Source organism: Camelimonas fluminis (genome assembly GCF_014656355.1).
Classification (GTDB): domain Bacteria; phylum Pseudomonadota; class Alphaproteobacteria; order Rhizobiales; family Beijerinckiaceae; genus Camelimonas; species Camelimonas fluminis.
The window spans coordinates 348599-371008 of the sequence record NZ_BNCG01000003.1 but is presented as its reverse complement, the minus strand read 5'-3'; the positions used below and the strand labels follow the sequence as shown (position 1 = coordinate 371008).

The window sequence follows — 22410 nt, the reverse complement described above, 5'->3', positions numbered from 1 at the left end:
CCGCAGACCAGAGCATTTGCACGCGAGAGAAACCAGTTCGCGGACAGGAATGCACCAGGTGGACAAGGAACCTGGTCTGGCGTCTGTCTGGAGCGACGGCGGGTTAAGCAACCGGCCGCGTTTCAGGGACTGCCCGGCCGCCGGATGCACGCCGTCATCAGTTGATCACCTGAGCCAGGGTTATCGGCTTCTCCGGAGAGAAGCGGCCTGTAGCTCGCTGTGGATGAAGATCCCGGCCGTCCAGCGCGCGAAGCCGGCGCGGAGCGGAAAGTAGTGCAAGACAATGGCTTCACATGAGAGACAGATGAGACCAGGTCAGAACAGGCGCGTGCGGGGACGGAGTAACCGCAAGGGCCCAAACCCCCTGACGCGCAGCTACGAGTCCAATGGACCGGATGTGAAGATCAGGGGCACGGCCCAGCATATCGCCGAGAAGTATGCGCAACTGGCCCGCGACGCGCAGGTCACTGGCGATCCTGTCGCTTCCGAAAACTATCTGCAGCACGCGGAGCACTACTTCCGTATTATCGCTGCGGCTCAGGCGCAGTTCCAGCAGGCCTATGGCGCCCTGCCCCGCTCCTTCGACGACGCTGACGACGGCGAGATCGATGAAGAGTACGGCATGGACGCCCCGGCGACCCAGCGCCCGCCGCAGGTCGCGCCTGGCGACGAAGCTTATCCCGTCGGCGCGCCGCAGCCCGGTCAGGGCGCCTCTTCTGGCTATCGCGAGCGGCAGGAGCGTTTCGAGCGCCCCCAGCGCGGCGAACGTTATGAGCGCCAGGATCGTTCGGAGCGTCAGGACCGGTCGGAGCGTCAGGAGCGGCCAGACCGCCAGGATCGTTCGGAGCGGCAGGAGCGGTCAGACCGCCCGGAGCGGCAGGAGCGCGCCGCGCGCGGCGAACGCCAGCCGCGCGTCAACGCTAATGAGAGCGGCGAATTCCGCCAGGCTGGCGAGCGCGAGCCGCGCGGCAGGCGCGAACGTTTCCGGCGTGACCGCGAGGCCGCCCCGGCCCGCGACGTTGAGACGCCGGTGGATGAAGCGGACGCCGCAGCAGGTCTGCCGGCTTTCCTGACCACGCCGTTGCGCGCCGCGCCAGCTTCAGCTCCCGTCGAGGCCCAGCCAGAGCCGGTCGCTGAAAGCAGCGCGGACCTGTCCGCGGACGCGGCGCCGCAGGAGGACGCCGGGGTTGATGAGACGGGCGAGCGCTTCCCCGTTCGCGCCCGCCGCCGCCGTGGCCGCGCGCGCGCCGGTGAAGCCGCCGATCCGGCCGACATCGAACAGTCAGCCGCCGGCTGACCGTTCCTGTTATCGAGCTTTTTGAAAACCGGGCGACATCTGTCGCCCGGTTTTTTTGTGCGCGCGGCACCCCACCCGCAGGCGAGGCCGGCCCCCAGGGTGGATGACGGTGCGCGCGAGACCAGCTTCTGCCGGGTTCATGCAGCCAGCGCGCATCGCCATGACCTGAGGCGTAATGGACGCTGATTGTTCCCCGTGGCCTGATTGGCGAGCCATTTGCCAGAATGCTTTCCAGCGGGGCGAACGCCGGTTCGCGTGAACGAAGCGCGTCAATTCAGAGAGAGACCGAGCCAAGCCACGGCTCCGGCCCTTCACCAGGCCAGGGGAATGATCGGGGAAACGCCATGTCCATCACCGCCACCCTTGACGATCAGGATCCGGCAGTCCCACAGGCGGCTGACCACGCCAGCCTGTCGCCGCGGACCCGCTGGTTGCTGGAAGGTCCCGTGTTCGGGCGCCTGCTGGTGCTCGCCGCTCCCAATGTCGGCGAAGCCATCGCCCGCGTCACCTTCATTGTCGCGGACGCTTATTTCGTCTCCTGGCTGGGCCCGGAAGCGCTGGCCGGCGTGTCCGTGGTGTTCCCCCTGCTTATCATCATGCAGACCATGACGGCGGCCGGCGTCGGCGCTGGCGTGTCATCCGCTGTGGGCCGGGCTCTCGGCGCCGGCCATATCGATAACGCCCAACGGCTTGCCGGCGTGTCCGTGGCGCTGGCGCTGGCGGGAGCCGCCCTGTTCACCGCGCTGGCGCTGGCGGGGGGACCGGCGCTCTACCGGGCCATGGGCCTCAGCGGCGCCGCCCTGGAGGCCGCCGTCATCTACAGCATCGTCGGCTTCAGCGGCTGCGTGCTGATCTGGCTGCAGAACATTTTCGCCAATGTCTGCCGTGGCTCCGGCAACATGCTGGCGCCGGCGATGGCGATTGTCGTTGGCGAGGCGGCGCACCTGATCCTGTCGCCGACGCTCATCATGGGGTGGGGACCATTTCCCCAGTTGGGCGTGGCGGGGGCAGGCGTCGCATTCCTCTCCGCTTACGCCGTGGGCTCGCTGATGATCGGCGCCTATCTGACGTCGCCCAGGGCGCTGGCGCGGCTGCGCCTGCGCGCCATCCGCTTTGACTGGCCGCACGTCCGCGACATCATGAGCGTCGGCCTGCTGGCCGCCATCTCGGCGCTGCTGTTCCAGATGGCGCTGTTCCTCGTCACCGGCATGGTTGGCCGCTTTGGCAACGCCGCCATCGCTGGCTACGGCGCGGCCGCCCGTCTCGACCTGCTGCAGGCGCCCATTACCTTCGCCTTTGGCTCAGCGGTCATCGCCATGGTCGCCACGGCGGTCGGCGCCCGCAACCCTGTCCGCGCCCGCCACACGGCCTGGGCCGGCATGACCATCGCCGCCGGCATCGGCCTGGCGTTCAGCCTCGTTTCGTGGAACGCCCAGGGCTGGATGGCGCATTTCACCTCCGATCCGGCAGTCTCCCGTTACGGCGAGTTGTACCTCCATTGCCTGACGCCGATCTTTCCGATCCTCGGCGCAGGCCTCGCCGCCTACTTCGCCTGCCAGGGTCTTGGCGACATCCGCCGGCCATTCATCCTGTCCATTGTCCGCTTTGTCATCGCCATCGGCGGCGGCTGGCTGGCGCTGGCGCTGTGGGGCGATGTGCTGGGCGTCTATCTCGCCAGCGCCCTCGCCTCCCTCGTATTCTCGGTCGCCATGGTCGCCATGGCCATCCGGGCGTTCCGCCGCGCGGGCTGACCCAGGCCGCAACGGAACGGCGGACCTCCGCCTAACCGCGCGGCCGGCGGGCGGAAAGCATGTAGTTGACGTCAGTGTCCGGCGAACGCCGCCAGACGTCCCGCCAGGGTTCGTAAACCACGCCCTCCGTGCGCTGCACCCCCATGCCGCCGCCGGCGATGAAGGCGGCGAGCTCCTCGGGGGTAACGAACCGGTTCCAGTCATGGGTGCCGCGCGGCACCCAGCGCAGCACGTATTCGGCGCCGACAATCGCCAGCGCCCACGCCTTGCGGGTGCGGTTCAGGGTCGCCATGAGCAGGATCCCGTCCGGCTTCACGGCGTCGCAACAGGCGGCCACGAAACTTGCCGGATCAGGCACGTGCTCGATCACCTCCATCGCGGTGACGATGTCGAAGCGCTCGCCCGCCGCCGCCACGTCCTCAACCAGTTCGCCGCGATAGCTGATGTCAAGGCCGCCGGCCTGCGCGTGCGCCCGGGCGACGGCGATGTTTTCCGGCGCCGGATCGAGCCCGGTGACCGAGGCGCCCATGCGGGTCATTGGCTCGCACAACATGCCGGCGCCACAACCGACATCAAGGGCCGTGAGACCCGAGAGTGGCGCGGCTTCCCGTACGTCGCGGCCAAAATGCTCGCAAACCACATCGCGTATAAAGGCGAGCCGCACGGGGTTCAGCCGGTGCAGCGGCTTCATCGGCCCGTCAGGATCCCACCACCGCCGCGCCAAAGCGTCGAAATGCGCGACTTCCGCCGGATCGGTGCGAGGGGGGGACGACGCGGATGGATCGTTGCTCACAGGCCTCATTTCCTTGCAATCAAACCTGGCTTCCAGGAAAACGTCTTATAACCTGATCGCGAGGATGCTGCGGCATCCGCGCGCTGGCGAAGGCTGGCGCCGTCCGGATTTCACCGGGACCCGGTCCGATCTGGCGCGGCGCGCCCTCGCGGTCTGATTCCGGCATTCGCATCCCCCGATCCCGGGCGGCGCGACGGGCGCCATCAGAAGACAACCAGCAACCTGTTGTTTTTCTGGCGAAACCTGTGGGTTTGACATTTGCCCGCAGCGTGATTTGAAGGTGGACGCCGATGTCAAATGGGCTCCACCCGTTTTATCACCACCGCTGGCGCGCGCATAACCTGTGATGAAGGCCTTCACGCATCTTGCAGGCTCTCCGCGCGCAATGGCGGCGCAACCGACCGCAGCGCCGCGCCGCCGCGTTTTTCTGCAATAGCAGCTCCCCCTTTCGCGCAAATTGGTTTATCTGCGCGCATCGTTCGCACCCCGGATCACAAGTGTCACGCTTCCAGACAGTTATTCGCAAAACCGGCTCCCGCGTCGCCAGCGTCCTCATGCTTGGCGCCGTGCGCGCCATCTTTGGCTTCTTTCGCTTGCTCGGGCCGGACCGCTCCAGCGCCCTTGGCGGCGCTCTGGCCCGCGCCATCGGCCCATTGATGGGCGTCAATCGCGTCGCCATGGCCAACCTGCGAGCGACCTTTCCCGACAAGCCAGACGCGGAGCTGAAGGCGATCGCCCGCAAGTCCTGGGAAAATCTGGGACGCACCGCTGGCGAATATCCGCATCTGGCGGAGATTTTCGACTACGATTACGACAATCCCGATCCGAACGGTCGCATCCAGGTTTCCGGCATCGAGCACTTCATCGCCCTGCGGGAGGACGAGAAGCCAGGCATCATCTTCTCGGCGCATCTGGCCAACTGGGAGCTGCCGGCGATCTGCGCCGCCCGTTATGATCTGGCCGTGACCGCGGTGTTCCGCGCTCCCAATGATCCGGCCATCGCCGGCGCGGTGCAGGAAATTCGCAGCCAGACCATGGGCGGCCTCGAAGCGGCGCGGCCAGGCGCCGCCTTCGCCATGGTGGAGGCGCTGGAAAAGGGCGGTCACCTCGGCATGCTCATCGACCAGCATTTTACCCGTGGCGTGGTCACCCGGTTCCTCGGGCGTCCGTGCCTCACCAATCCGATCATGGGCAAGTTCGCCCGCCGCTTCGACTGCCCGGTGCACGGCGCCCGCGTCATCCGCCTTGACGGCGCCCGTTTCCGCATCGAACTGACGCCGCCACTGGAATTGCCGCGCGACGCCAGCGGCGAAATCGACGTGGCCGGGGCCATGCAGGCCATGACCGACGTGGTGGCGGACTGGGTGCTGGAGCATCCTGAACAGTGGCTGTGGATGCACCGCCGCTGGCGCCCGCAATTCATCAAGACCCCGAAATCCACGGACCAAAAGCCAACGGAGTCCCCGGATTCCGCAGCCTGAAGCCGCCAGTCGGCGCAGCGCAACAAAAAAAGGCCGGGCTTTCGCCCGGCCTCATGTTTCCAGCCTGTTCCGGTCTTACTCGGCGGCCTGCTTCGGCACGCCCAGCACGGCCTTGACCTCAAGGAACTCGCCGAAAGCGTGATCGCCCCACTCGCGACCGTTGCCGGACATCTTGTAGCCGCCGAACGGAGCCATCAGGTCCGGCGCGGCGCCGTTGAGGATGACCTGGCCAGCGCGCAGGCGCGAGGCCACTTCACGCACCCTGGCCGGATCCGAGCCAGAGACATAAGCGGCGAGGCCGTACTCGGTGTCGTTGCCGACGCGAACGGCTTCATCGATGTCCTTGTAGCCAATGATCGACAGCACCGGCCCGAAGATCTCTTCCTTGGCGATGGTCATCTCGTTGGTGACGTTGGCGAACACGGTCGGCTTGACGTAGTAGCCCTTGTCCAGGCCATCCGGGCGACCAGGACCGCCGGCGACCAGGGTCGCGCCCTCATCGACGCCCTTCTGGATCAGGCCCTGGATCTTGTTGAACTGGGTCTCCGACACCACCGGACCGATGGTGACCTTGTCCTGGGGCTTGCCGACCACGGTGGCTTCCGCCGCCGCGCGGGCGATGGTGATGGCCTCTTCCATGCGGGCGGCCGGCACCAGCATGCGGGTCGGCGCGTTGCAAGACTGGCCCGAGTTGTTCATGACGCTGCGCACGCCGCCGGAAACGGCGCGGTCGAAGTCGGCGTCATCAAGGATGATGTTCGGGCTCTTGCCGCCCAGTTCCTGGTGCACGCGCTTGACGGTCGGCGCAGCGTTCTTCGCCACTTCGATGCCGGCTCGGGTCGAACCGGTGAACGACACCATGTCGATCAGCGGGTGCGAGCTGATGGCGGCGCCAACGGTCGGGCCATCGCCATTGACCAGGTTGAACACGCCAGCCGGCACACCGGCGGCGTCCATGATCTCGGCGAAGATCTGGCCGGAGAACGGCGCGATCTCGGACGGCTTCAGCACCATGGTGCAGCCTGTGGCCAGCGCCGGAGCGACCTTGCAGGCGATCTGGTTAACTGGCCAGTTCCACGGCGTGATGAAACCGCAGACGCCGATCGGCTCCTTGACGATGACGGTGCCGCCGCGCTCTTCCTCAAACTTGTAGTTCTTGAGGACGTTCAGCGCCGTCTGCAGGTGGCCGACGCCCATCGGGGCCTGGGCGCGCTGGGCAAGGACCGTCGGGGCGCCCATTTCCTCGGTGATGGCCGCGGCCATGTCGTCGAAGCGCTTCTTGTATTCCTCAATGATGCGCTCGAGCAGGGCGATGCGCTCTTCGCGGCTGGTGCGCGAAAACGTCTGGAACGCCCGATGCGCCGCCTTTGCAGCGGCGTCCACATCCGCCGCCGCGCCCAGCGAGATGCGACCCGCAACGGATTCGTCAGCCGGATTGATCACGTCGAGGGTTTTCGCGCCGGCGGCGGGCTCAACCCATTTTCCGTCGATATAGAACTTCGTGTAATCGCGCATGACGTTCTCCCTGCCTTTCCGCCGAATTCGGACCCCGGGGGCCCGGCTGACGATGAACCTGGATGTTCTTGCGTACGGCCTTCCGCGGGCAACGCAGCAGCAGCAGCGCGCCCGGCAGACCGTCCCGCTTCCTCAGATAGGGCGCCGGCGGCGCCTTCGCTACCGAAATCAGCAATTGTCCTGCGCCCGCATTCCTCAGGCGCTCGCCGGCGTGATCGTGATGAACCGCGCCGTGGACATTCCGCCAGACGCTCCGCCCTTCGCCCGCAATCCTGGCGATGCCTCCGGTTGCGGGTCGCGGACGCGTCGCCTTCCCGGCGGGGCGTCTCACGACCTGGCGTTGTACGTCTCGGCCAGCGCCTTGCGCACCGCATCCCGGTAAACAGCAAACACCCGCGGCGTGTCGGCGTCCGGACCGCGCCAGTTGATGGTGAAGCAGAACGTCGCCGGCCCACCCGCCGTCAACATCTGGCCGGCAAGGCTGAAGCAGTGAAATCCGGCCCAGTCGATGCTGCCGCCCTTGCCCCAGGCCAGCGCGTCCGGCGGCGTGACCTGCGGCAGGGCGTCCGCCATGGCCATGATGCGCCGGTACTGCAGAAAAGTTTCGGGCTTCTCGAAAAAACGCCCGGTCATGGCGGCGCGGTGCCAGTTCACCAGGTCGCTCGCCGTGCTTTGCATGGTCGGGCCGTCGCCGCCAACCGGACTGCGGCTCCTGGCTGGCGCGGGACCGGCCGCAATGGCCTGCAACCCCTGCCAGCCCGGGTCGACGCCCTGGGCGCCGCCAGCCAGCCAGCCGAACAACGCCCGGGTTGAATCCGGTATGCGGGTTTTTGTCAGCCCGGCTTTCTGGATCAGCGCGCGCACGTTGGCGGGCCCGGTTGCGGCCAGCGCAACATCGGTCGCGGTGTTGTCACTGTGGGTGATCATCGCCTCCAGCACGCTGACATAGGGCGTGCGGCCGGTGAGATTGATGAACACCGGGCTCGACAGCGACCGGACCGAATCATCAATGACCGCCTGGGCGCTCATGGAGGTCCTGCCAGCCTCCTGCTGCTGCAGGAATCCGGCGAGAATGAAGGTCTTGACGGCGCTGCCGACAAAAAGCGCCTCGTCCGGCGCGTGCGCCGCCCGCCACAAAGTCCGGTCTTCTTTCTTTGCGCCCGCCTCCTGTGCGCCCCCCTGAGCCTCCGCGCTGGCGCGTTCGTCAGCAACGATGAGGCAGGACGCGCGGCCCTCTGGCCCCAGATCCATGGCGGCGAAAGCGCGCACCGCTTCGTTCACCGGGTCCGGTGCAGGCCCTGAAGCCGGCTCGCTCTTCGCGGCCTGGCGGCGCGGCGGCCTGGCTGAAACTGGCGCAGCAAGGCTGGCGGTCGTCACAGCGGACAGTGAAGCAAGCAGGAGTGTGCGCCTGTCCATGAGCCCTCTCGCGTTGAAGCAATGCCGGACCTGCCCGCTGGCCCCCCCCCGCGCGGCAGGACGCCAGGGCGATCTGGAGGTCCGGAGCGCTTTCATGCGGAATGGAGATCATTCCACGGAAAGAAAACGCATCCATTCAAATTCACAGGACAAAACCCCGCCGCCTTACGACATGGCGTCGCCCTGCGGGCCGACGGCCTTCGCACGTCGACGGAATCGCTCAAGCGATTCTGCCCGACGCGGCCAACCCTGGAGGATGATTGTCGCCAGCCCGCCGCCATGCAAGGGCCTGGCCGGCGGCGGCGGGATGATTTCAGCGTCGTGTGGCGTCGGCGGGACGGATCGAGCTGGTCAGGTCGCCGGCGGCTGGCGGCGCACAGGCGGATGTCGTCGCGGCGCTGGCGGCGAACAGCGCCGCAATCTGCGGCTCGTCCTGCTCGCGCTGCCAGCGGACGGCGTCGATGATGCAGGCTGCGGCCTCTGGCGCTGGCGGAGCGTCGCCATCAAGGCAAACCCACCCGCTGAGACGCAGATCGGGCTGGGCGCGCATCTGCTTGAACGTCACGCAACTGCGGGCGCCAGCCTGGCCGCCAAGGCGCGCCACGGCGATATCAACCGGGCCGAGCCGGGTCTCCAGCGCCGGCAATGGCGCAAAGCGCTCAACCCACATGCCGGTTTCGCCAGCCCGCCGCGCCACGTCGACGAAGAATGAGCCGCCTGGCTGAGGCTCGGAACCGGGCCGGTAAAGGGACAGGCGCAGCAGCGGCCCCGCCTGTCCAGGATCGCCGATGATCAGCGCGTCGTCGCGACCGCCGCCGGAAGCATGGCGCACGCCCTCGACCATGCCAGCCATGGCCATCAGCCCCCTGAGGGTCGCGGTTCCCGGTAATTGCGGCAGCGGCGCGAGGCGAAACGCTGGCTGCTCCTCGCTGGCCGCGACCCACCCGGCTCCTGGTGATTTTTCCGGCTGGGCGCCAGGTTCCTGAGGCCTGGCGTCCGTGGCGCTGGCCTCCCGGGCGTTCGCGGCATGGACGTTCGCGGCCTGGAGGTTCACGGCATGGGCACCCGCCGGCTGGTTTTGCGCGCCCGTTGCGGCGGCGCGCCCGGCCGCGGTCGCGGCGGTTCCAGCGGCGCTATCCCCGGCAGTCGCAGCAGGCGCGGAAGCCGGCGCCGCCGGCCCTTCGTCGCCGGACATCATGGTGAAGGCGGCGAAACCGCCGAGCAACACGACAGAAAGCACGGCCACGCCGCGCCACGAGCCCTTGCGGGCGGGCGCGTTATCCGGCGTCGGCGCGCGCCGCGCCTGTCCGCCGGGAGCACGCGTGCTTCCGGTCAATCCTGCGCGCGCCAGCTTTCCGATGCGATTCATGGATGCGACATCCCTGGGGCGCGGTCGCCGCCGCGCGTGGTTTATCCGGAGCCGGCCGCCATGCAGCCAGCTCCGCGTCAAGGAGGGAAGGCCGCATCATGGCGCCAGGACCGTGAGCAGACCGTTACCAGCGCAAGCAGTGCGCCTCGTCCGGTTAACGTCAGCTTCACGCCGGGCGGCGAACGGCGGCCGGACGGCGTTGTTCACGGAAATATTGACAACAACGCCAGTCCTGTGCTTGTGGAAGCCGGCCGCGACAGGAGCGGCGCACGGGACGTTTGACATGCTTCCGCTCAGGTTCACTGGAAATCTGGCGAACGGCGCATCGCTGGGGACGGCGACCGCCGCCGCATCCACCAGCCCGTCCTTGACCACTCTCCGGATAAAAACGGCGAAACCCTGAATCGCGCCCTCTCCCGCGTCCTCCGACGGGTGAGGACGGCGTGTTGACGACCGGCGCGGCCGGTGCGGGGGTGGCGATAATTCCACGGCGCCAGAGCTGGGCCGGAATTGCGTCAGATCAGGAATACGGACGTTTCCGCAACTTCGGCATGCGAACGGAAACGCCCGGACGTGGTTTGTCTGTCGCCCGCTTCCCATATGCGCGGACAACCCCCGTCAGAAACTCTGGAACGGAACTGTCTTCCAACCGGCTCTGAGGCGGAAAGGAACATCACGATGGGTTACAAGGTTGCCATCGCCGGCGCCACCGGCAACGTCGGGCGTGAGATGCTGGAGATCCTTGCCGACCGGGCCTTCCCGGCGGACGAGGTCGTGCCGCTGGCTTCGCGCCGCAGCCTCGGCCAGGAGGTCTCCTACGGCGACCGCACCCTCAAGGTGAAGGATCTCGCCACCTACGACTTCTCCGACGTCGATATCTGCCTGATGTCCGCCGGCGGCGACGTGTCGAAGGAATGGTCGCCGAAGCTGGGCGCCCAGGGCGTTGTCGTCATCGACAATTCGTCGGCTTTCCGCATGGATCCGGACGTGCCGCTGGTCGTGCCGGAAGTGAACGGCGACGCGGTGCGTGGCTTCGGCAAGAAGAACATCATCGCCAACCCGAATTGCTCGACCGCCCAGCTCGTCGTTGCGCTGAAGCCGCTGCACGACAAGGCGACCATCCGGCGCGTCGTTGTCTCGACCTACCAGTCGGTGTCCGGCGCCGGCAAGGACGCCATGGACGAGCTGTTCAACCAGACCCGTTCGATCTTCACCGCCGGCGAACTGAAGACCACGAAGTTCCCCAAGCGCATCGCTTTCAACCTCATTCCGCAGATTGACGTCTTCATGGAAGACGGCTTCACCAAGGAAGAGTGGAAGATGGTGGCCGAGACCAAGAAGATCCTCGACCCGAAGATCAAGCTGACCGCCACGGCTGTGCGCGTGCCGGTGTTCATCTCCCATTCGGAATCGGTGAATATCGAATTCGAGAACCCGATCACCGCTGACGAAGCCCGTGACATCCTGCGCAATGCGCCGGGTTGCATCGTCATCGACAAGCGCGAACCTGGCGGCTACATCACCCCGCACGAGGCAGCCGGCGAAGACGCCACCTATATCTCGCGCATCCGCGAGGACCCAACCGTCGACAACGGCCTCGCCATGTGGGTGGTCTCCGACAATCTGCGCAAGGGCGCGGCCCTCAACGCCGTGCAGATCGCGGAAGCGCTGATCAACCGCAAGCTGCTGACGCCAAAGAAGCAGGCGGCCTGACGCCACCAGGTTTCCCAAACGAAAACGCCGCCCATCCGGGCGGCGTTTTTGCATTCAGGCGGCGACGGTTCCAGACAAAACCCCGTTCATGCTGAACCGGTGATTTGCCTTTCCCCATTGCTCGCCGCGATTGGCTTGTCGCGATTAGCTGGCCGCGATGTGGCGGCAATCACTTCAGTCGCAGCGCGGCGCCAGTCGACCCAGCGCCTCAAGGCCTTCCACCGCCGGCTCGAAGGCGCCGGTTTCCGGATTGCGCACCCGCAGCACGCCGTCGACCACGCCAAAATAGGCGCCGTGCAGCGCGATCTGGCCGCGCTCGGCGAGGATGCGAACGCAGGGGAAGGTCAGCAGATTGCGCAGCGACAGTTCGATCGCCGCGAACTCCAGGCGTGTGATGTAGTCCGCCGCCGTACTGGCCTGCGGACCGAGTTCGTCGGCGGCCGGCTGGATCTGCGCCATCCATTTGCCGATGAAGTCGCCCGGCGACAGCGGATCGGCATGGTTGGCGAAGGCCTTGATGCCGCCGCACATCTGGTGGCCCAGCACGACGATGTGTTTCACCTTCAGCGCCTGCACGGCGAATTCCAGCGCCGCCGAGGTGCCGTGGAAATCACCGCCTGTTTCGTAAGGCGGCACCAGATTGGCCACGTTGCGGACCACGAACAGTTCGCCCGGGCTGGCGTCGAAAATCACCTCCGGCGACACGCGACTGTCGCAGCAGCCGATAATCAGCGTCTCAGGGCTCTGCCCGCGCTCGGCCAGGACCTGAAAACGGTTGCGCTCGCTGGGAAAACGCTCGTTCAGGAACGCCTTGTACCCTTCCGTCAGACGGGTGGGGAATGCGTTGGTGACAGCTTCTCTGGCCATGGGCGCTCCATGTCATGGGGACAATGTCACGGGGCGGCGCGGCCGGCGGCCCCTGGCGCGCGACGCAATGGCGCGCGCCAGGACAGCACGCACGACCGGCGCCCCGCAGACGGATTGCAACACCGTTTGCGCCCGCAAAGCCTTGTACGCAATCATTTTATGCACCATGGGAAAATGTAGAATTTGCCGGCGCAACAGCGGATAACGGCGCCTGACGCGCGATCGCCGTCCTGAACGCGTGCGATCGGGGCCGCGCTTACCCCTCGCACCGGATCGCTGAAGCGTCCTGTCTGAAAGGCTCCGGCGCCAGGCTTGCGAAATTGCGGAAATCCGGCACAAACACCTCTGGAACATGAACTGATCCGGACAGGACAGACGACCCCACACTCCAGGAGCTCCTGATGACCGCCATTCGCCCCCGCCGCAGCGTTCTTTACATGCCGGGCTCGAACGCCCGCGCGCTGGAGAAGGCGAAAACCCTGCCCGCCGACGCCCTGATTCTCGACCTTGAGGACGCCGTCGCGCCGGACGCCAAGGCTGGCGCCCGCGAACAGGTGTGCGGCGCCGTCAAGGCCGGCGGCTACGGCCCGCGCGAGATCATCATCCGCGCCAATGGCCTCGACACCCCGTGGGGCCGCGATGACATTCTGGCCGCCGCCGCCGCCAATCCTGACGGCATCCTGATTCCCAAGGTGTCCAACCCGGAAACCCTGCTGGAGGTCGGCAAGCTGCTGGCCAACGCCCCCGACGCCATCCGCGTCTGGGCCATGGTCGAAACCCCGGCCGCCATGCTCGATATTGCCCGCATCGCCGCTGCGGCCCGCGACAAATCCACCCGCCTCGCCTGCTTCGTCATGGGCACCAACGATCTGGCCAAGGAAACCCGCGCCCGCTTCGTGCCCGGCCGCGCGCCGATGCTGCCATGGCTGTCGCTGGCCCTCACCGCCGCCCGCGCCGAAGGCCTCGACATTCTCGACGGCGTCTACAACAACATCTCCGACATGGACGGCTTCCGCGCCGAGTGCGAGCAGGGCCGCGATTTCGGTTTTGACGGCAAGACCCTGATTCACCCGACCCAGGTCGAGCCGGCCAACGACATCTTCGCGCCGCCGGCCGCCGAGGTGGAATGGGCCCGCAAGATCATCGCCGCCTTCCAGCAGCCCGAGAACGCCAACAAGGGCGTGCTGTCGGTGGACGGCAAGATGGTCGAGATCCTGCACGCGGAAATGGGCAGGCGCGTCGTCGCCGTCGCCGACGCCATCGCCGCCCGCCAGGGCTGAACTTCAGGGCGCGGCGGCGTGGGGCGGAACACACGCGCCAGGCGCCGCTGCCTCCCGGAAGCACGCAATGTCGCGACAAACCGCTGCGGCATGCCCATATAGGGAGGGGGCTTCCACCTGGAGGCGCCCTCCCCAAACACAAAAGGCGCCGACCATGCCGGAGCATCGCAGTCCGCTCCGGCCATCCGGTCCACGGCCTTTTCGGGAAGTGACGGCAGCTCCCCGGAAAGGCGCTGGCGCTCCGGCCATTTGATGAGCAAACGCCCTTCCTCCGCCCGGGCTTCCCTTGCCCCCGCCGAGCGCGCCCGTGGCGTCACCGCCATTCTTGGGCCCACCAACACTGGCAAGACCCACCTGGCCATCGAGCGTCTCGTGGCCCATGGCGAAGGCATGATCGGCCTGCCGCTACGGCTGCTGGCGCGTGAGGTCTACCAGCGTGTGGTCGAGAAGGTCGGCGCGGCCCATGTCGCCCTGATCACCGGCGAGGAGAAGATCAAGCCGCCGCGCCCGCGCTACTGGATCTGCACCATCGAGGCGATGCCGCGCGACATCTCCGTCGCCTTCTGCGCCATCGACGAAATCCAGCTGGCGGCGGATTTCGGCCGCGGTCACGTCTTCACGGACCGGCTGCTCAACATGCGCGGCCGCGACGAAACCCTGATCATCGGCTCCCTGACCATGAAGCCGCTGATCCAGAAGCTGCTGCCGGGCGCGGAGATCGTCACCCGGCCGCGCCTGTCGACGCTGATGTTCGCCGGCGGCAAGAAGATCACCCGTCTGCCGCCGCGCTCCGCCATCGTCGCCTTCTCGGTGGAGGAGGTTTATGCGGTCGCCGAGCTGATCCGCCGCCAGAAAGGCGGCGCGGCCGTGGTGCTGGGCGCCCTGTCGCCGCGCACCCGCAACGCCCAGGTGGAGATGTTCCAGTCCGGCGAGGTTGATTATCTGGTCGCCACCGACGCCATCGGCATGGGGCTCAATCTCGACCTGCATCACGTCGCCTTCGCCAGCGACCGCAAATTCGACGGTTTCGGCTTCCGCCGGCTCAATCCGTCGGAATTTGGCCAGATCGCCGGCCGCGCCGGGCGCTACATGCGTGACGGAACGTTTGGCACGACCGGCCGCTGCCCGGCTTTCGAGCCGGAGCTGGCCGAAGCCATCGAGGAACACCGCTTCGATCCGATGCGCGTGCTGCAATGGCGCAACCCCGAGCTGAACTTTCGTTCGGTCCGGGGCCTGCTGGCCTCGCTGGCCGCCACGCCAAAGGAAGAGGGCCTGACGCGTGCCCAGACCGCCGACGACATGGCGGTGCTGGAGGCGCTGGCCGGCGATATCGAGGTGGCCGCCCTGGTGCGTCACCCCCAGCATATCGCCCGTCTGTGGGACGTCTGCCAGACGCCGGATTACAGAAAAGTCTCGCCACACGCCCATGCAGACCTTGTCAGCACGATATTTCGTGCTCTGATGCGCCACGGCAGCCTTGATGAAACCTGGTTCGGCCGGCAAATAGCCGCTGTTGACCGCACCGATGGGGACATCGACGCCCTGTCGGCGCGCATCGCCCAGGTCCGCACCTGGACTTATGTCGCCAACCGCCCCGACTGGCTGGCCGATCCTGAGCATTGGCAGGAGCGCGCCCGTCAGGTAGAGGACAAACTTTCGGATGCATTGCACGAGCGGCTCGCCAGCCGTTTCGTGGACCGGCGCACAAGCGTGCTGATGCGGCGCCTCAGAGAGAACGCGCATATGGAAGCAGTAGTCACGCCCACGGGCGAAGTCAGCGTTGAAGGGCAGCACGTGGGCAATCTCCGCGGCCTTCATTTCGTTCCTGACCCGCAGGCGGATGGATCGGAAGCCCGCGCCTTGCGCGCCGCCGCGCAGAAATCGCTCGGCCCCGAGCTCGAAGCCCGGGCCGAACGGGTGTCGATGGCGGTGGACGAGGCGTTCGTACTGTCCAACGACGGTTCGCTGCGCTGGCTGGGCGACATCGTCGCGAAGCTGGCCCCCGGCGACAAACTGCTGGAGCCGCGCGTCATCCTGCTGGCCGACGACATGCTGGCCGGCGAGGCGCGCGAGAAAGCCCAGGCCCGCGTCGACCTCTGGGTCAAGTCGCACATCGCCAAACTGCTCGGCGCGCTGACCGCGCTGGAGGAAGCAACCGACATTGAGGGCCTTGCCCGCGGCGTCGCCTTCCAGGTGGTCGAGGCGCTGGGCGTGCTGGAGCGCGCCAAGGTGGCCCAGGACGTCAAGGCGCTCGACCAGAACGGCCGCGCCCAGTTGCGCAAGTACGGCCTGCGCTTTGGCGCCTATCACATTTACCTTCCAGCCCTGCTGAAGCCGGCCCCGCGGGCGCTCGCCGTGCAGCTCTGGGTCCTCAAGCACGGCGGCTCCGAGACGAAGGGTCTGGACGAACTGCCGCATCTGGCCGCATCTGGCCGCACCTCGATCGTGCTTGATCCGGAAATCGGCCGCGACCTTTACCGGGCGGCCGGCTTCCGCGTCTGCGGCGCCCGCGCCGTGCGCGTCGACATCCTGGAGCGGCTGGCCGACCTGATCCGTCCGGCGGTGACCTACCGCCCTGGCGTAACGCCGGGCGAACCGCCGGCTGGCGCGGCGGATGGCGACGGCTTCGTCGTCACCGTCGCCATGACGTCGCTCGTCGGCTGCGCCGGCGAGGATTTCGCCTCGATCCTGCGCTCGCTGAACTATGCTTCGGAGCAGCGCGAAGGCCCGGCCATCACCGTGCCGCTGGTTCCCCGGGCCGCAACCGCGCCGGCGGAAGCCACAACGGATGCAGCCGCGACGGCTGCGGTTGTCACCGAAGCAACGGCCGCGTCGGACGACGCTCCGGCCGAAACCGTGACGGAAGACGCGGGTGCTCCGGCTGTGGAAGCGCCAGAAGCAACGACGCCGGCCGTCGGGAGCGAGGCGCCCGCCGAAACCCGGGTGACCGAAGCGGCTCCGGAAGACATTGCGGCTCCGGAAGACGTTGCCGAACCGCAGGCCGACGAGCCCGCAGCAGAAGAGTCGGGGGCGGAAGAGGCAACCGGAGAAGCTGGCCCAGAGGAAGACGCTGGACCCACGCTGCTCGATATCTGGCGCCCACAACGCCATCAGCACCATCGCCACGGTCGCGGCGGGCGTGACAACGCCGGACGCGGCGGACGCGGGCGCGGCGGCCCGGGTGGTCAGCAAGCCAGCCAGCAGGATGGTGAGCGCGGCGGCTATCGCGGCGGCCAGCGTCAGGGTGAAGCCGGCGAAGGCGGCGGACGTCGTGGCGGCGACGACCGGCGCAAGGGCGGCTTCCGTGGCGGCTTTACGCCTGGCCAGGATGGCGGACGGGGCGACGGTGGTCGTCCGCCGCGTCCCCGGCATGAGGGGCAAGGCCGTCAGGACAGCCGTCACGAGGCGCGGGGCGACCAGCGCGGTGATCGCAAGCCGCAGCGGGCGGAAAAGCAGCCGGACCCGGATTCGCCCTTCGCCAAGCTGTTGGCGCTCAAGGAGCGGATGCAGTCCAGCGACAAAAAGTCTTGATCCGTCGCAGTGTTTCCCCGTGAAGCAGGCGTCGCTTCACGGAAGGATGCACGTCAGCATCCGGTTCGCCGCAAACGGATTCCGGCGACCGGATCTTGACGCGGGGACCCGGGTCAAGACGGCCCCGTCTGTCATATCCGGGATTGCATCAGGCCAGATAGCCGGCTCGTCCTGCGACTGTCATCCGGTCGTTGAACGCTCCGGCCCGTTGATCTGTCCAGGAACCCGTTTCGGTCAGGAAACGTTTTGCCGAGGCGCCGCCTTGCCGGCGGCGCGTCACAACTTCCCCGCATGACGCCCAGGCGCAGGAACGTCTGACCGGATGACCGAAACCGCAGACCGGCAACGCATCGACAAATGGCTCTGGTTCACGCGCATGGCGCGGTCCAGGCCGCTGGCGGTCGCGCTGGTCACCGACGGCAAGGTCCGGCTCAACGGCGCCCGCGTCGACGCGGCTGGAAAGGGCGTGAAGGTCGGCGACGTGCTGACCCTGAATCTGCCGCAAGGCGTGCGCGTGGCGCGCGTGCTTGGTCTGCCGGCGCGTCGCGGCCCTGCGCCGGAAGCGGCCTCATTCTGGCAGGACATGACCGCAGAGGGCGCATTGGGGGACAATGACCAGGGAAGCGGCTCCGCTGGCGGCGGCGCCCGTTCAACCGCACAGGGAATGTGAATTAACTTAATCAACATTCCCGGTTGAGTATCGCCGCGCCGCAGATTATTTCAGCATCGTCCGGAGCAGCCGGGAGATGCCCCGTGCGCGAACTGTTTGCGCCGGAAACACGCTCTTCCCTGTCAGGCGCGTTTTGCCTGTCAGGCGCGTTTTGCAAGAATGCCGGCCCCCCGGGGGCCGGCTGTCAGGCAGAATTCCGGTCCAGGCGGACCGGGGCTCCGTCATTGATGCGTTGTCCGCAGGCGCGGGTCGCCGATTCCGCCCGGAAAACGCCCAGGAATGCCTCTGGCGTCGTCCGCCAGGGCCCATACGAGGTCGCGATGACATACGTCGTCACTGAGAACTGCATCAAGTGCAAGTATACGGACTGCGTCGAGGTCTGCCCCGTTGACTGCTTCTATGAGGGCGAAAACTTCCTCGTCATCAATCCGGACGAATGTATTGACTGCGGCGTCTGTGAGCCCGAATGCCCGGCCGAAGCCATCAAACCCGACACCGAGCCGGGGCTTGAGGACTGGCTGAAGCTGAACGCCGACCTGTCCGTCTCCTGGCCCAACATCACCCGCAAGCGCGACGCGCCGCCGGACGCCAAGGAATGGGACGGCAAGCCGGGCAAGCTGCCCCTGCTGTCGCAGGAGCCCGGCGAAGGCGACTGAGACAGGATCGCGAAGGCGCTGGCGCATCCGCGATCCGCGAGGCGCAGGTCAGCGCAAGGCGCGCGCCTTCAGGACATGCCTTGCGCCGTCGCGCCGCCAGCCCCTCCAGAACCCGATGGGCCCGGCTCATTGGCTTCTGGCGCGCCTCGGCAGCCTGCCGGCCCAGCCAGCCCCTGTCCGGACATGACGCTGGCGCAAGCGCGCCCGCGCGGCGTCGCGCGCCGCCGTGTCTGGCCGGCCACGAGCGTTTCAGGATCTGGCGACGAGCCGCCCCCGGGGTAAATCACGCAATAGCTTCCCTGCCCTAGCGGCAGGATGCCCCCGGCAACCGGACGCAGACATGCGCCTGGCGCGCATGGCGTCAGCCGGATGCTTTGATTCTTTGCAAATTTGTGATATGCAATGTGCTGAATGGCCGTTGCCCCATGAAGATGGCGCAATAGCGCATCCAAGCACCAGGCAAATGATTCCCTGTTTGTGGCCTCAATGCATTTGACGCCGCAAGTGGGAATGTTTTGCGAGCACCTTGTAGCGCGCAGGTTCAGCGCTTGCATCGAACCCGCGTGACAATGGCGATTGTCCGCCCTGACGTCGACGACCACGTCCCAATGGACCGTGATCAGGAGGCTTTCCGAATCATGACTGCAAAGAAAACAGCTAACAAGCTTGGTTTCAAGACTGGAGAGGCCATTGTCTACCCCTCGCACGGGGTTGGCCACATCCTTGCGATCGAGGAGCAGGAGGTCGCCGGTTTCAAGCTGGAGCTGTTTGTCATCAGCTTTGACAAGGACAAGATGACCCTCCGGGTTCCGACCTCAAAGGCGACGAGCGTCGGCATGCGCAAGCTGGCGGACGGCGAAGTGGTGTCGAAGGCGCTCGTGACCCTTACCGGTCGCGCCCGCGTCAAGCGCACCATGTGGTCGCGCCGGGCGCAGGAATACGAAGCGAAGATCAATTCCGGCGACCTCGTCAGCATCGCCGAAGTCGTGCGCGACCTGCACCGTTCGGACGCCCAGCCGGAGCAGTCCTACAGCGAGCGCCAGCTTTATGAAGCTGCGCTGGAGCGTGTGATTTCCGAGCTCGCCGCCGTCAATCGCATCACCGACACCGAGGGCCGCAAGCTGGTCGAGGAAGCCCTCGCCAAGAGCCCGCGCGGCGCTGGCAAGGCCGATGCGGCCGCGACCACCTCGGATGATGAGGATGTGCAGGAAGAAGCCGCCTGAGAGCGGCAGACCGCGCAGACAGCGATAGCCAGGGCTGTTGTTGCCCGATCATATTGGCGTCCCCGCTCCTTGTGACCGGGGGCGTTTTTTTTGCGCCGGGAGACGCTGGCTGCACAGGAAGACCTGCCTCCGTCAGCAGGGCCACGAGGGCAGGCGTCGTGGGCAAGACGTCGCAGGCCAGGCGAGGATCGCCGCCCCCTGGCAAAACCCGGCTCCCCGGCGACGGAAAAGCGCTTGCGGCCTTCTGCATTCGTGCGCCCTGCAAGGCGACAATCCCGAAGGCGCTTAATTGACGATCTTGTAGGAATAGCCGGGAACGGGGACCTCTCCGTCACGTAATCCATTGATCACGGCGAAGCGCGCCAGCGGATTGTCGACGCCCTGCATGCGCGCGGCCAGGCTTTGCTGGGTGTCTTCCGGCCGGGCCGTGACAATGCGGATGCGCAGCGGCGCCACGGAGCGCGCCTCCTCGGCCGTCAGCTTGCGGATGCTGCGCAGGCTTTCCTCGAACCTGGCCTGCTCCTGCGCCCCAGGCGTCCGCGTGGCGTACAACAGGCGATAGGTGACGTTGTCGATCCGAACGGCGCCAAGCAGGAACATCCAGTCCTTGCCCTGGGCTTCAGCAACCACCATCGGCCCGGCTCCGCCCTCAAGCGGGCGGATGTTCCGCGCCTCAAGGCCATCGATCCACCCGGACGCGATAAAGGTCTCCAGGGTGTCGCCGACGTCGGCGATGTGGTCGAACCGCAGCGCCCCGGCCGAACCGCCGTGCGCCAGACCAATAACCGCTTCCGTGGACGCCTCCAGATGGAAGCCTTCCGGCGCGATGAACGTTACGGCCAGACGGGGGCTGGCGAACATCCGCCCACGCACCACGCCGGCGGCCGCATCGTCTCCGTAAAGCATGCCGTTGATGGCGCCGGCGTAGTCCTCAGCCGCGCCGGCCGTGGTTTCGCTGGCGCCTGTTTCGCGCGCCACGGAGATCGCCGCGGCGACGCGCTCCGGCGTCGACGGGTGCGATGACAGGAAGTCCACCGTCTTGGCGCCGTTGCCGCTCCGCAGCTTCGCATGGCGATCCAGCGCCACCAGGAAGCGCGCCGCGCTGTAGGGATCGTAGCCGGCGCGGGCAATGACGTTGACGCCGATCCGGTCCGCTTCAAGCTCCTGGGCGCGCGAGAACCGGGCAAGGGTCACCCGGCCCTCGCTCTTCGCCACGCGGCTGGCGTTGGGATCATTGAGCACGTCGGCCACCACGCGCGTCACCAGGGCCGAACGCTGCGCCAGCTCGGCGCGCGCCCTGGCGTGCTCCAGCGTCACATGGGCGATCTCGTGGGCGAGCACGGCCGCCACTTCGCCTTCGTCCCGCGCCAGCTCGAGCAAACCGCGGGTGACGTACACCTTGCCATTCGGCAAGGCGAAAGCGTTGATGGTGGGCGAATTCAGAATTTCGACGTCATACGTGTTGGCCGGTCGCCCGGTCACCCTGGCGATGCGCTCGACCACCCGGTTCAGCAAGCTGTCCATGGGCTCCCAGCGGTAGCGGCCGCCGAGCGACGCAGCCAGCCGCTGCTGCTCGCGCTCCACGGCGCGTTCGACGCCGGTGACCCGGGGGGCGCTTTCAGGAACCTTCAGACTGGCGATGGCGTCCGGGTCCGCCGACACGCACCCCGCGAGGAGCAGCGCGATCGCCGGAACGCTCACGACCCGTCGCGTGAAGCCGGGGAAACACAGCGCTCGTCTCGTCAAGGGCGACTTCCCGTTTCTGCAACTTCCAGCTCGGCGGGCGAGGCAAGCTCGATCATCGGACCGCCCCTGCTCTCGACAATACCCCTGACGCGGACCAAGCCGCCCTGTAGCCGGGCGGCCGTCAACCCGCTCCTATTAACCATACGCCAGATTCGCGCCGGCGCCGAGACCGTCATGTCTTCCGACCATCGTGAGCCGAAATTCAGCCAGGTCTGGCCGGTCTGTTCGTTAACGCTCGCCACCTGGCCCTCGACAATCACGAAGCGGCCCTCCTGCCGGAGAATGGCCCCCGGTTGCGTTGCCGGCAGCGGCGCATAAGCCGGTTCGCTCCATAGCGCAAGTTTCGCGGTTTCGGCGGCCTTCTCCGCGTCGCGCCAGGCCTGCAGATCCGCCGGAGCCGGCTCGTTGGCCGCCTCGGGCCGCAGCCGGGCCAGCCCGCGCCCCAGCAGCCACGTCTGGACATTGACGCACTGGCCCTTAACGTCGACATCAGCGACAACGCCAAGCACGCCCCAGCGATCGCGGGCGCCGCCATTGCGCGCCCGGATTTCCGGCGCGGCGTCGCCGAGCAACCCGTCAAGCGCGGCCTTGCGCCCTGGCGCAACAGTCTCCGGCGTATCCAGCCAGGCCAAGCGCGCGACTTCGCCGCTGGCCAGCAACAACCTTCCCTGCGTCGTGACGCTGGCCACCGGAAACCACACGTCATCGGACGCGGACCGGCAGGCGCCGCCATCGGCCGCCCAGGCGGGAGCGCCCCCCGGCGCAAGCCCGGGCAGAAGGCCCCACACGAGGCTGGCCAGCAGAGTTGCTTCCGCAACCGTCACCCGTCCGGCCGCCACACGCGCCGTCGCCATATCCCCTCCAGATCATCCGGCCGACGCCGGCCAGCCAGAAACCAGCCGGCAAATCAGCCCGGTCCACGGCATTCTGGAAAAAACCGCGATCATACGTGACGACGGCTCGCGTCCGCGTTATATGATCCGCCATATCTTACATGCCCGCCTCCGCTGCGGCCATGTGGGACTCCCGGTAGCTCAGCAGGATAGAGCAACGGTTTCCTAAACCGTAGGTCAGGGGTTCGAATCCCTTCCGGGAGGCCATT

At 67.1% G+C, this 22410-nt stretch carries 16 protein-coding genes and 1 tRNA gene; 10 read left to right on the top strand and 7 right to left on the bottom strand.

Annotation, left to right across the window (positions count from 1 at the left end; genetic code table 11):
- The first annotated feature begins 304 nt into the window (after positions 1–304).
- Both IE243_RS06850 and IE243_RS06845 read left to right on the top strand, forming a co-directional pair.
- On the top strand, positions 305–1297 hold the full coding sequence (locus IE243_RS06850; protein ID WP_191318574.1) for a DUF4167 domain-containing protein: 993 nt from the start codon (positions 305–307) through the stop codon (positions 1295–1297).
- A 344-nt stretch (positions 1298–1641) separates the two neighbouring features.
- Entirely contained in the window at positions 1642–3048 is a 1407-nt protein-coding gene (locus IE243_RS06845; protein WP_191318573.1) for an MATE family efflux transporter, read from the top strand.
- 31 nt (positions 3049–3079) lie between these two features.
- On the opposite strand, the gene ubiG is transcribed toward IE243_RS06845, so the two are convergent.
- Positions 3080–3850, bottom strand: coding sequence for a bifunctional 2-polyprenyl-6-hydroxyphenol methylase/3-demethylubiquinol 3-O-methyltransferase UbiG (gene ubiG / locus IE243_RS06840; RefSeq protein ID WP_191318572.1), 771 nt, complete (start codon positions 3848–3850; stop codon positions 3080–3082).
- Between the two features lie 488 nt (positions 3851–4338).
- Between ubiG and IE243_RS06835 the strand changes: the two genes are divergently transcribed.
- Complete coding sequence (locus tag IE243_RS06835) at positions 4339–5322, top strand: lipid A biosynthesis lauroyl acyltransferase (protein ID WP_191318571.1); 984 nt, start codon at positions 4339–4341, stop codon at positions 5320–5322.
- A 75-nt stretch (positions 5323–5397) separates the two neighbouring features.
- On the opposite strand, the gene IE243_RS06830 is transcribed toward IE243_RS06835, so the two are convergent.
- The 3 genes from IE243_RS06830 to IE243_RS06820 all read right to left on the bottom strand — a co-directional run bounded on the left by IE243_RS06830 (position 5398) and on the right by IE243_RS06820 (position 9622).
- Positions 5398–6837 carry an aldehyde dehydrogenase family protein gene (locus IE243_RS06830; protein WP_191318570.1) on the bottom strand — a complete coding sequence of 480 codons (1440 nt, stop codon included), beginning with the start codon at positions 6835–6837 and terminating at the stop codon, positions 5398–5400.
- Between the two features lie 327 nt (positions 6838–7164).
- Complete coding sequence (locus tag IE243_RS06825) at positions 7165–8253, bottom strand: serine hydrolase (protein WP_191318569.1); 1089 nt, start codon at positions 8251–8253, stop codon at positions 7165–7167.
- Between the two features lie 313 nt (positions 8254–8566).
- Positions 8567–9622, bottom strand: coding sequence for a hypothetical protein (locus IE243_RS06820; RefSeq protein ID WP_191318568.1), 1056 nt, complete (start codon positions 9620–9622; stop codon positions 8567–8569).
- 678 nt (positions 9623–10300) lie between these two features.
- Here IE243_RS06820 and IE243_RS06815 point away from each other — a divergent pair.
- On the top strand, positions 10301–11335 hold the full coding sequence (locus IE243_RS06815) for an aspartate-semialdehyde dehydrogenase (RefSeq protein WP_191318567.1): 1035 nt from the start codon (positions 10301–10303) through the stop codon (positions 11333–11335).
- A 174-nt stretch (positions 11336–11509) separates the two neighbouring features.
- Here the strand turns inward: IE243_RS06815 and IE243_RS06810 are convergent, their stop codons facing one another.
- A complete protein-coding gene (locus IE243_RS06810; protein ID WP_191318566.1) occupies positions 11510–12202 on the bottom strand; it encodes a carbonic anhydrase in 693 nt (230 codons plus the stop codon).
- Positions 12203–12603: 401 nt separating this feature from the next.
- On the opposite strand from IE243_RS06810, the gene IE243_RS06805 reads away from it, so the two are divergent.
- From IE243_RS06805 to IE243_RS06785, 5 genes are all read left to right on the top strand, one after another.
- On the top strand, positions 12604–13482 hold the full coding sequence (locus IE243_RS06805) for an HpcH/HpaI aldolase/citrate lyase family protein (protein WP_191318565.1): 879 nt from the start codon (positions 12604–12606) through the stop codon (positions 13480–13482).
- 252 nt (positions 13483–13734) lie between these two features.
- Entirely contained in the window at positions 13735–17013 is a 3279-nt protein-coding gene (locus IE243_RS06800) for a helicase-related protein (RefSeq protein WP_191318564.1), read from the top strand.
- Positions 17014–17335: 322 nt separating this feature from the next.
- Complete coding sequence (locus tag IE243_RS06795; RefSeq protein WP_191318563.1) at positions 17336–17683, top strand: RNA-binding S4 domain-containing protein; 348 nt, start codon at positions 17336–17338, stop codon at positions 17681–17683.
- Between the two features lie 320 nt (positions 17684–18003).
- A complete protein-coding gene (gene fdxA / locus IE243_RS06790; RefSeq protein ID WP_132004000.1) occupies positions 18004–18339 on the top strand; it encodes a ferredoxin FdxA in 336 nt (111 codons plus the stop codon).
- A 635-nt stretch (positions 18340–18974) separates the two neighbouring features.
- Positions 18975–19562 (top strand): CarD family transcriptional regulator, encoded by a 588-nt coding sequence (locus tag IE243_RS06785; RefSeq protein ID WP_191318670.1) that lies wholly within the window; start codon positions 18975–18977, stop codon positions 19560–19562.
- Positions 19563–19847: 285 nt separating this feature from the next.
- Here IE243_RS06785 and IE243_RS06780 read toward each other — a convergent pair whose 3' ends face one another.
- On the bottom strand, positions 19848–21308 hold the full coding sequence (locus tag IE243_RS06780) for a M48 family metalloprotease (RefSeq protein WP_244642880.1): 1461 nt from the start codon (positions 21306–21308) through the stop codon (positions 19848–19850).
- On the bottom strand, positions 21305–22162 hold the full coding sequence (locus IE243_RS06775; RefSeq protein ID WP_191318562.1) for a thermonuclease family protein: 858 nt from the start codon (positions 22160–22162) through the stop codon (positions 21305–21307). Before IE243_RS06775 ends, IE243_RS06780 begins: the two co-directional genes overlap by 4 nt.
- Before the next feature lie 169 nt (positions 22163–22331).
- On the opposite strand from IE243_RS06775, the gene IE243_RS06770 reads away from it, so the two are divergent.
- Positions 22332–22408: transfer RNA gene (locus IE243_RS06770), tRNA-Arg, on the top strand.
- The last annotated feature ends 2 nt before the right edge of the window (positions 22409–22410 follow it).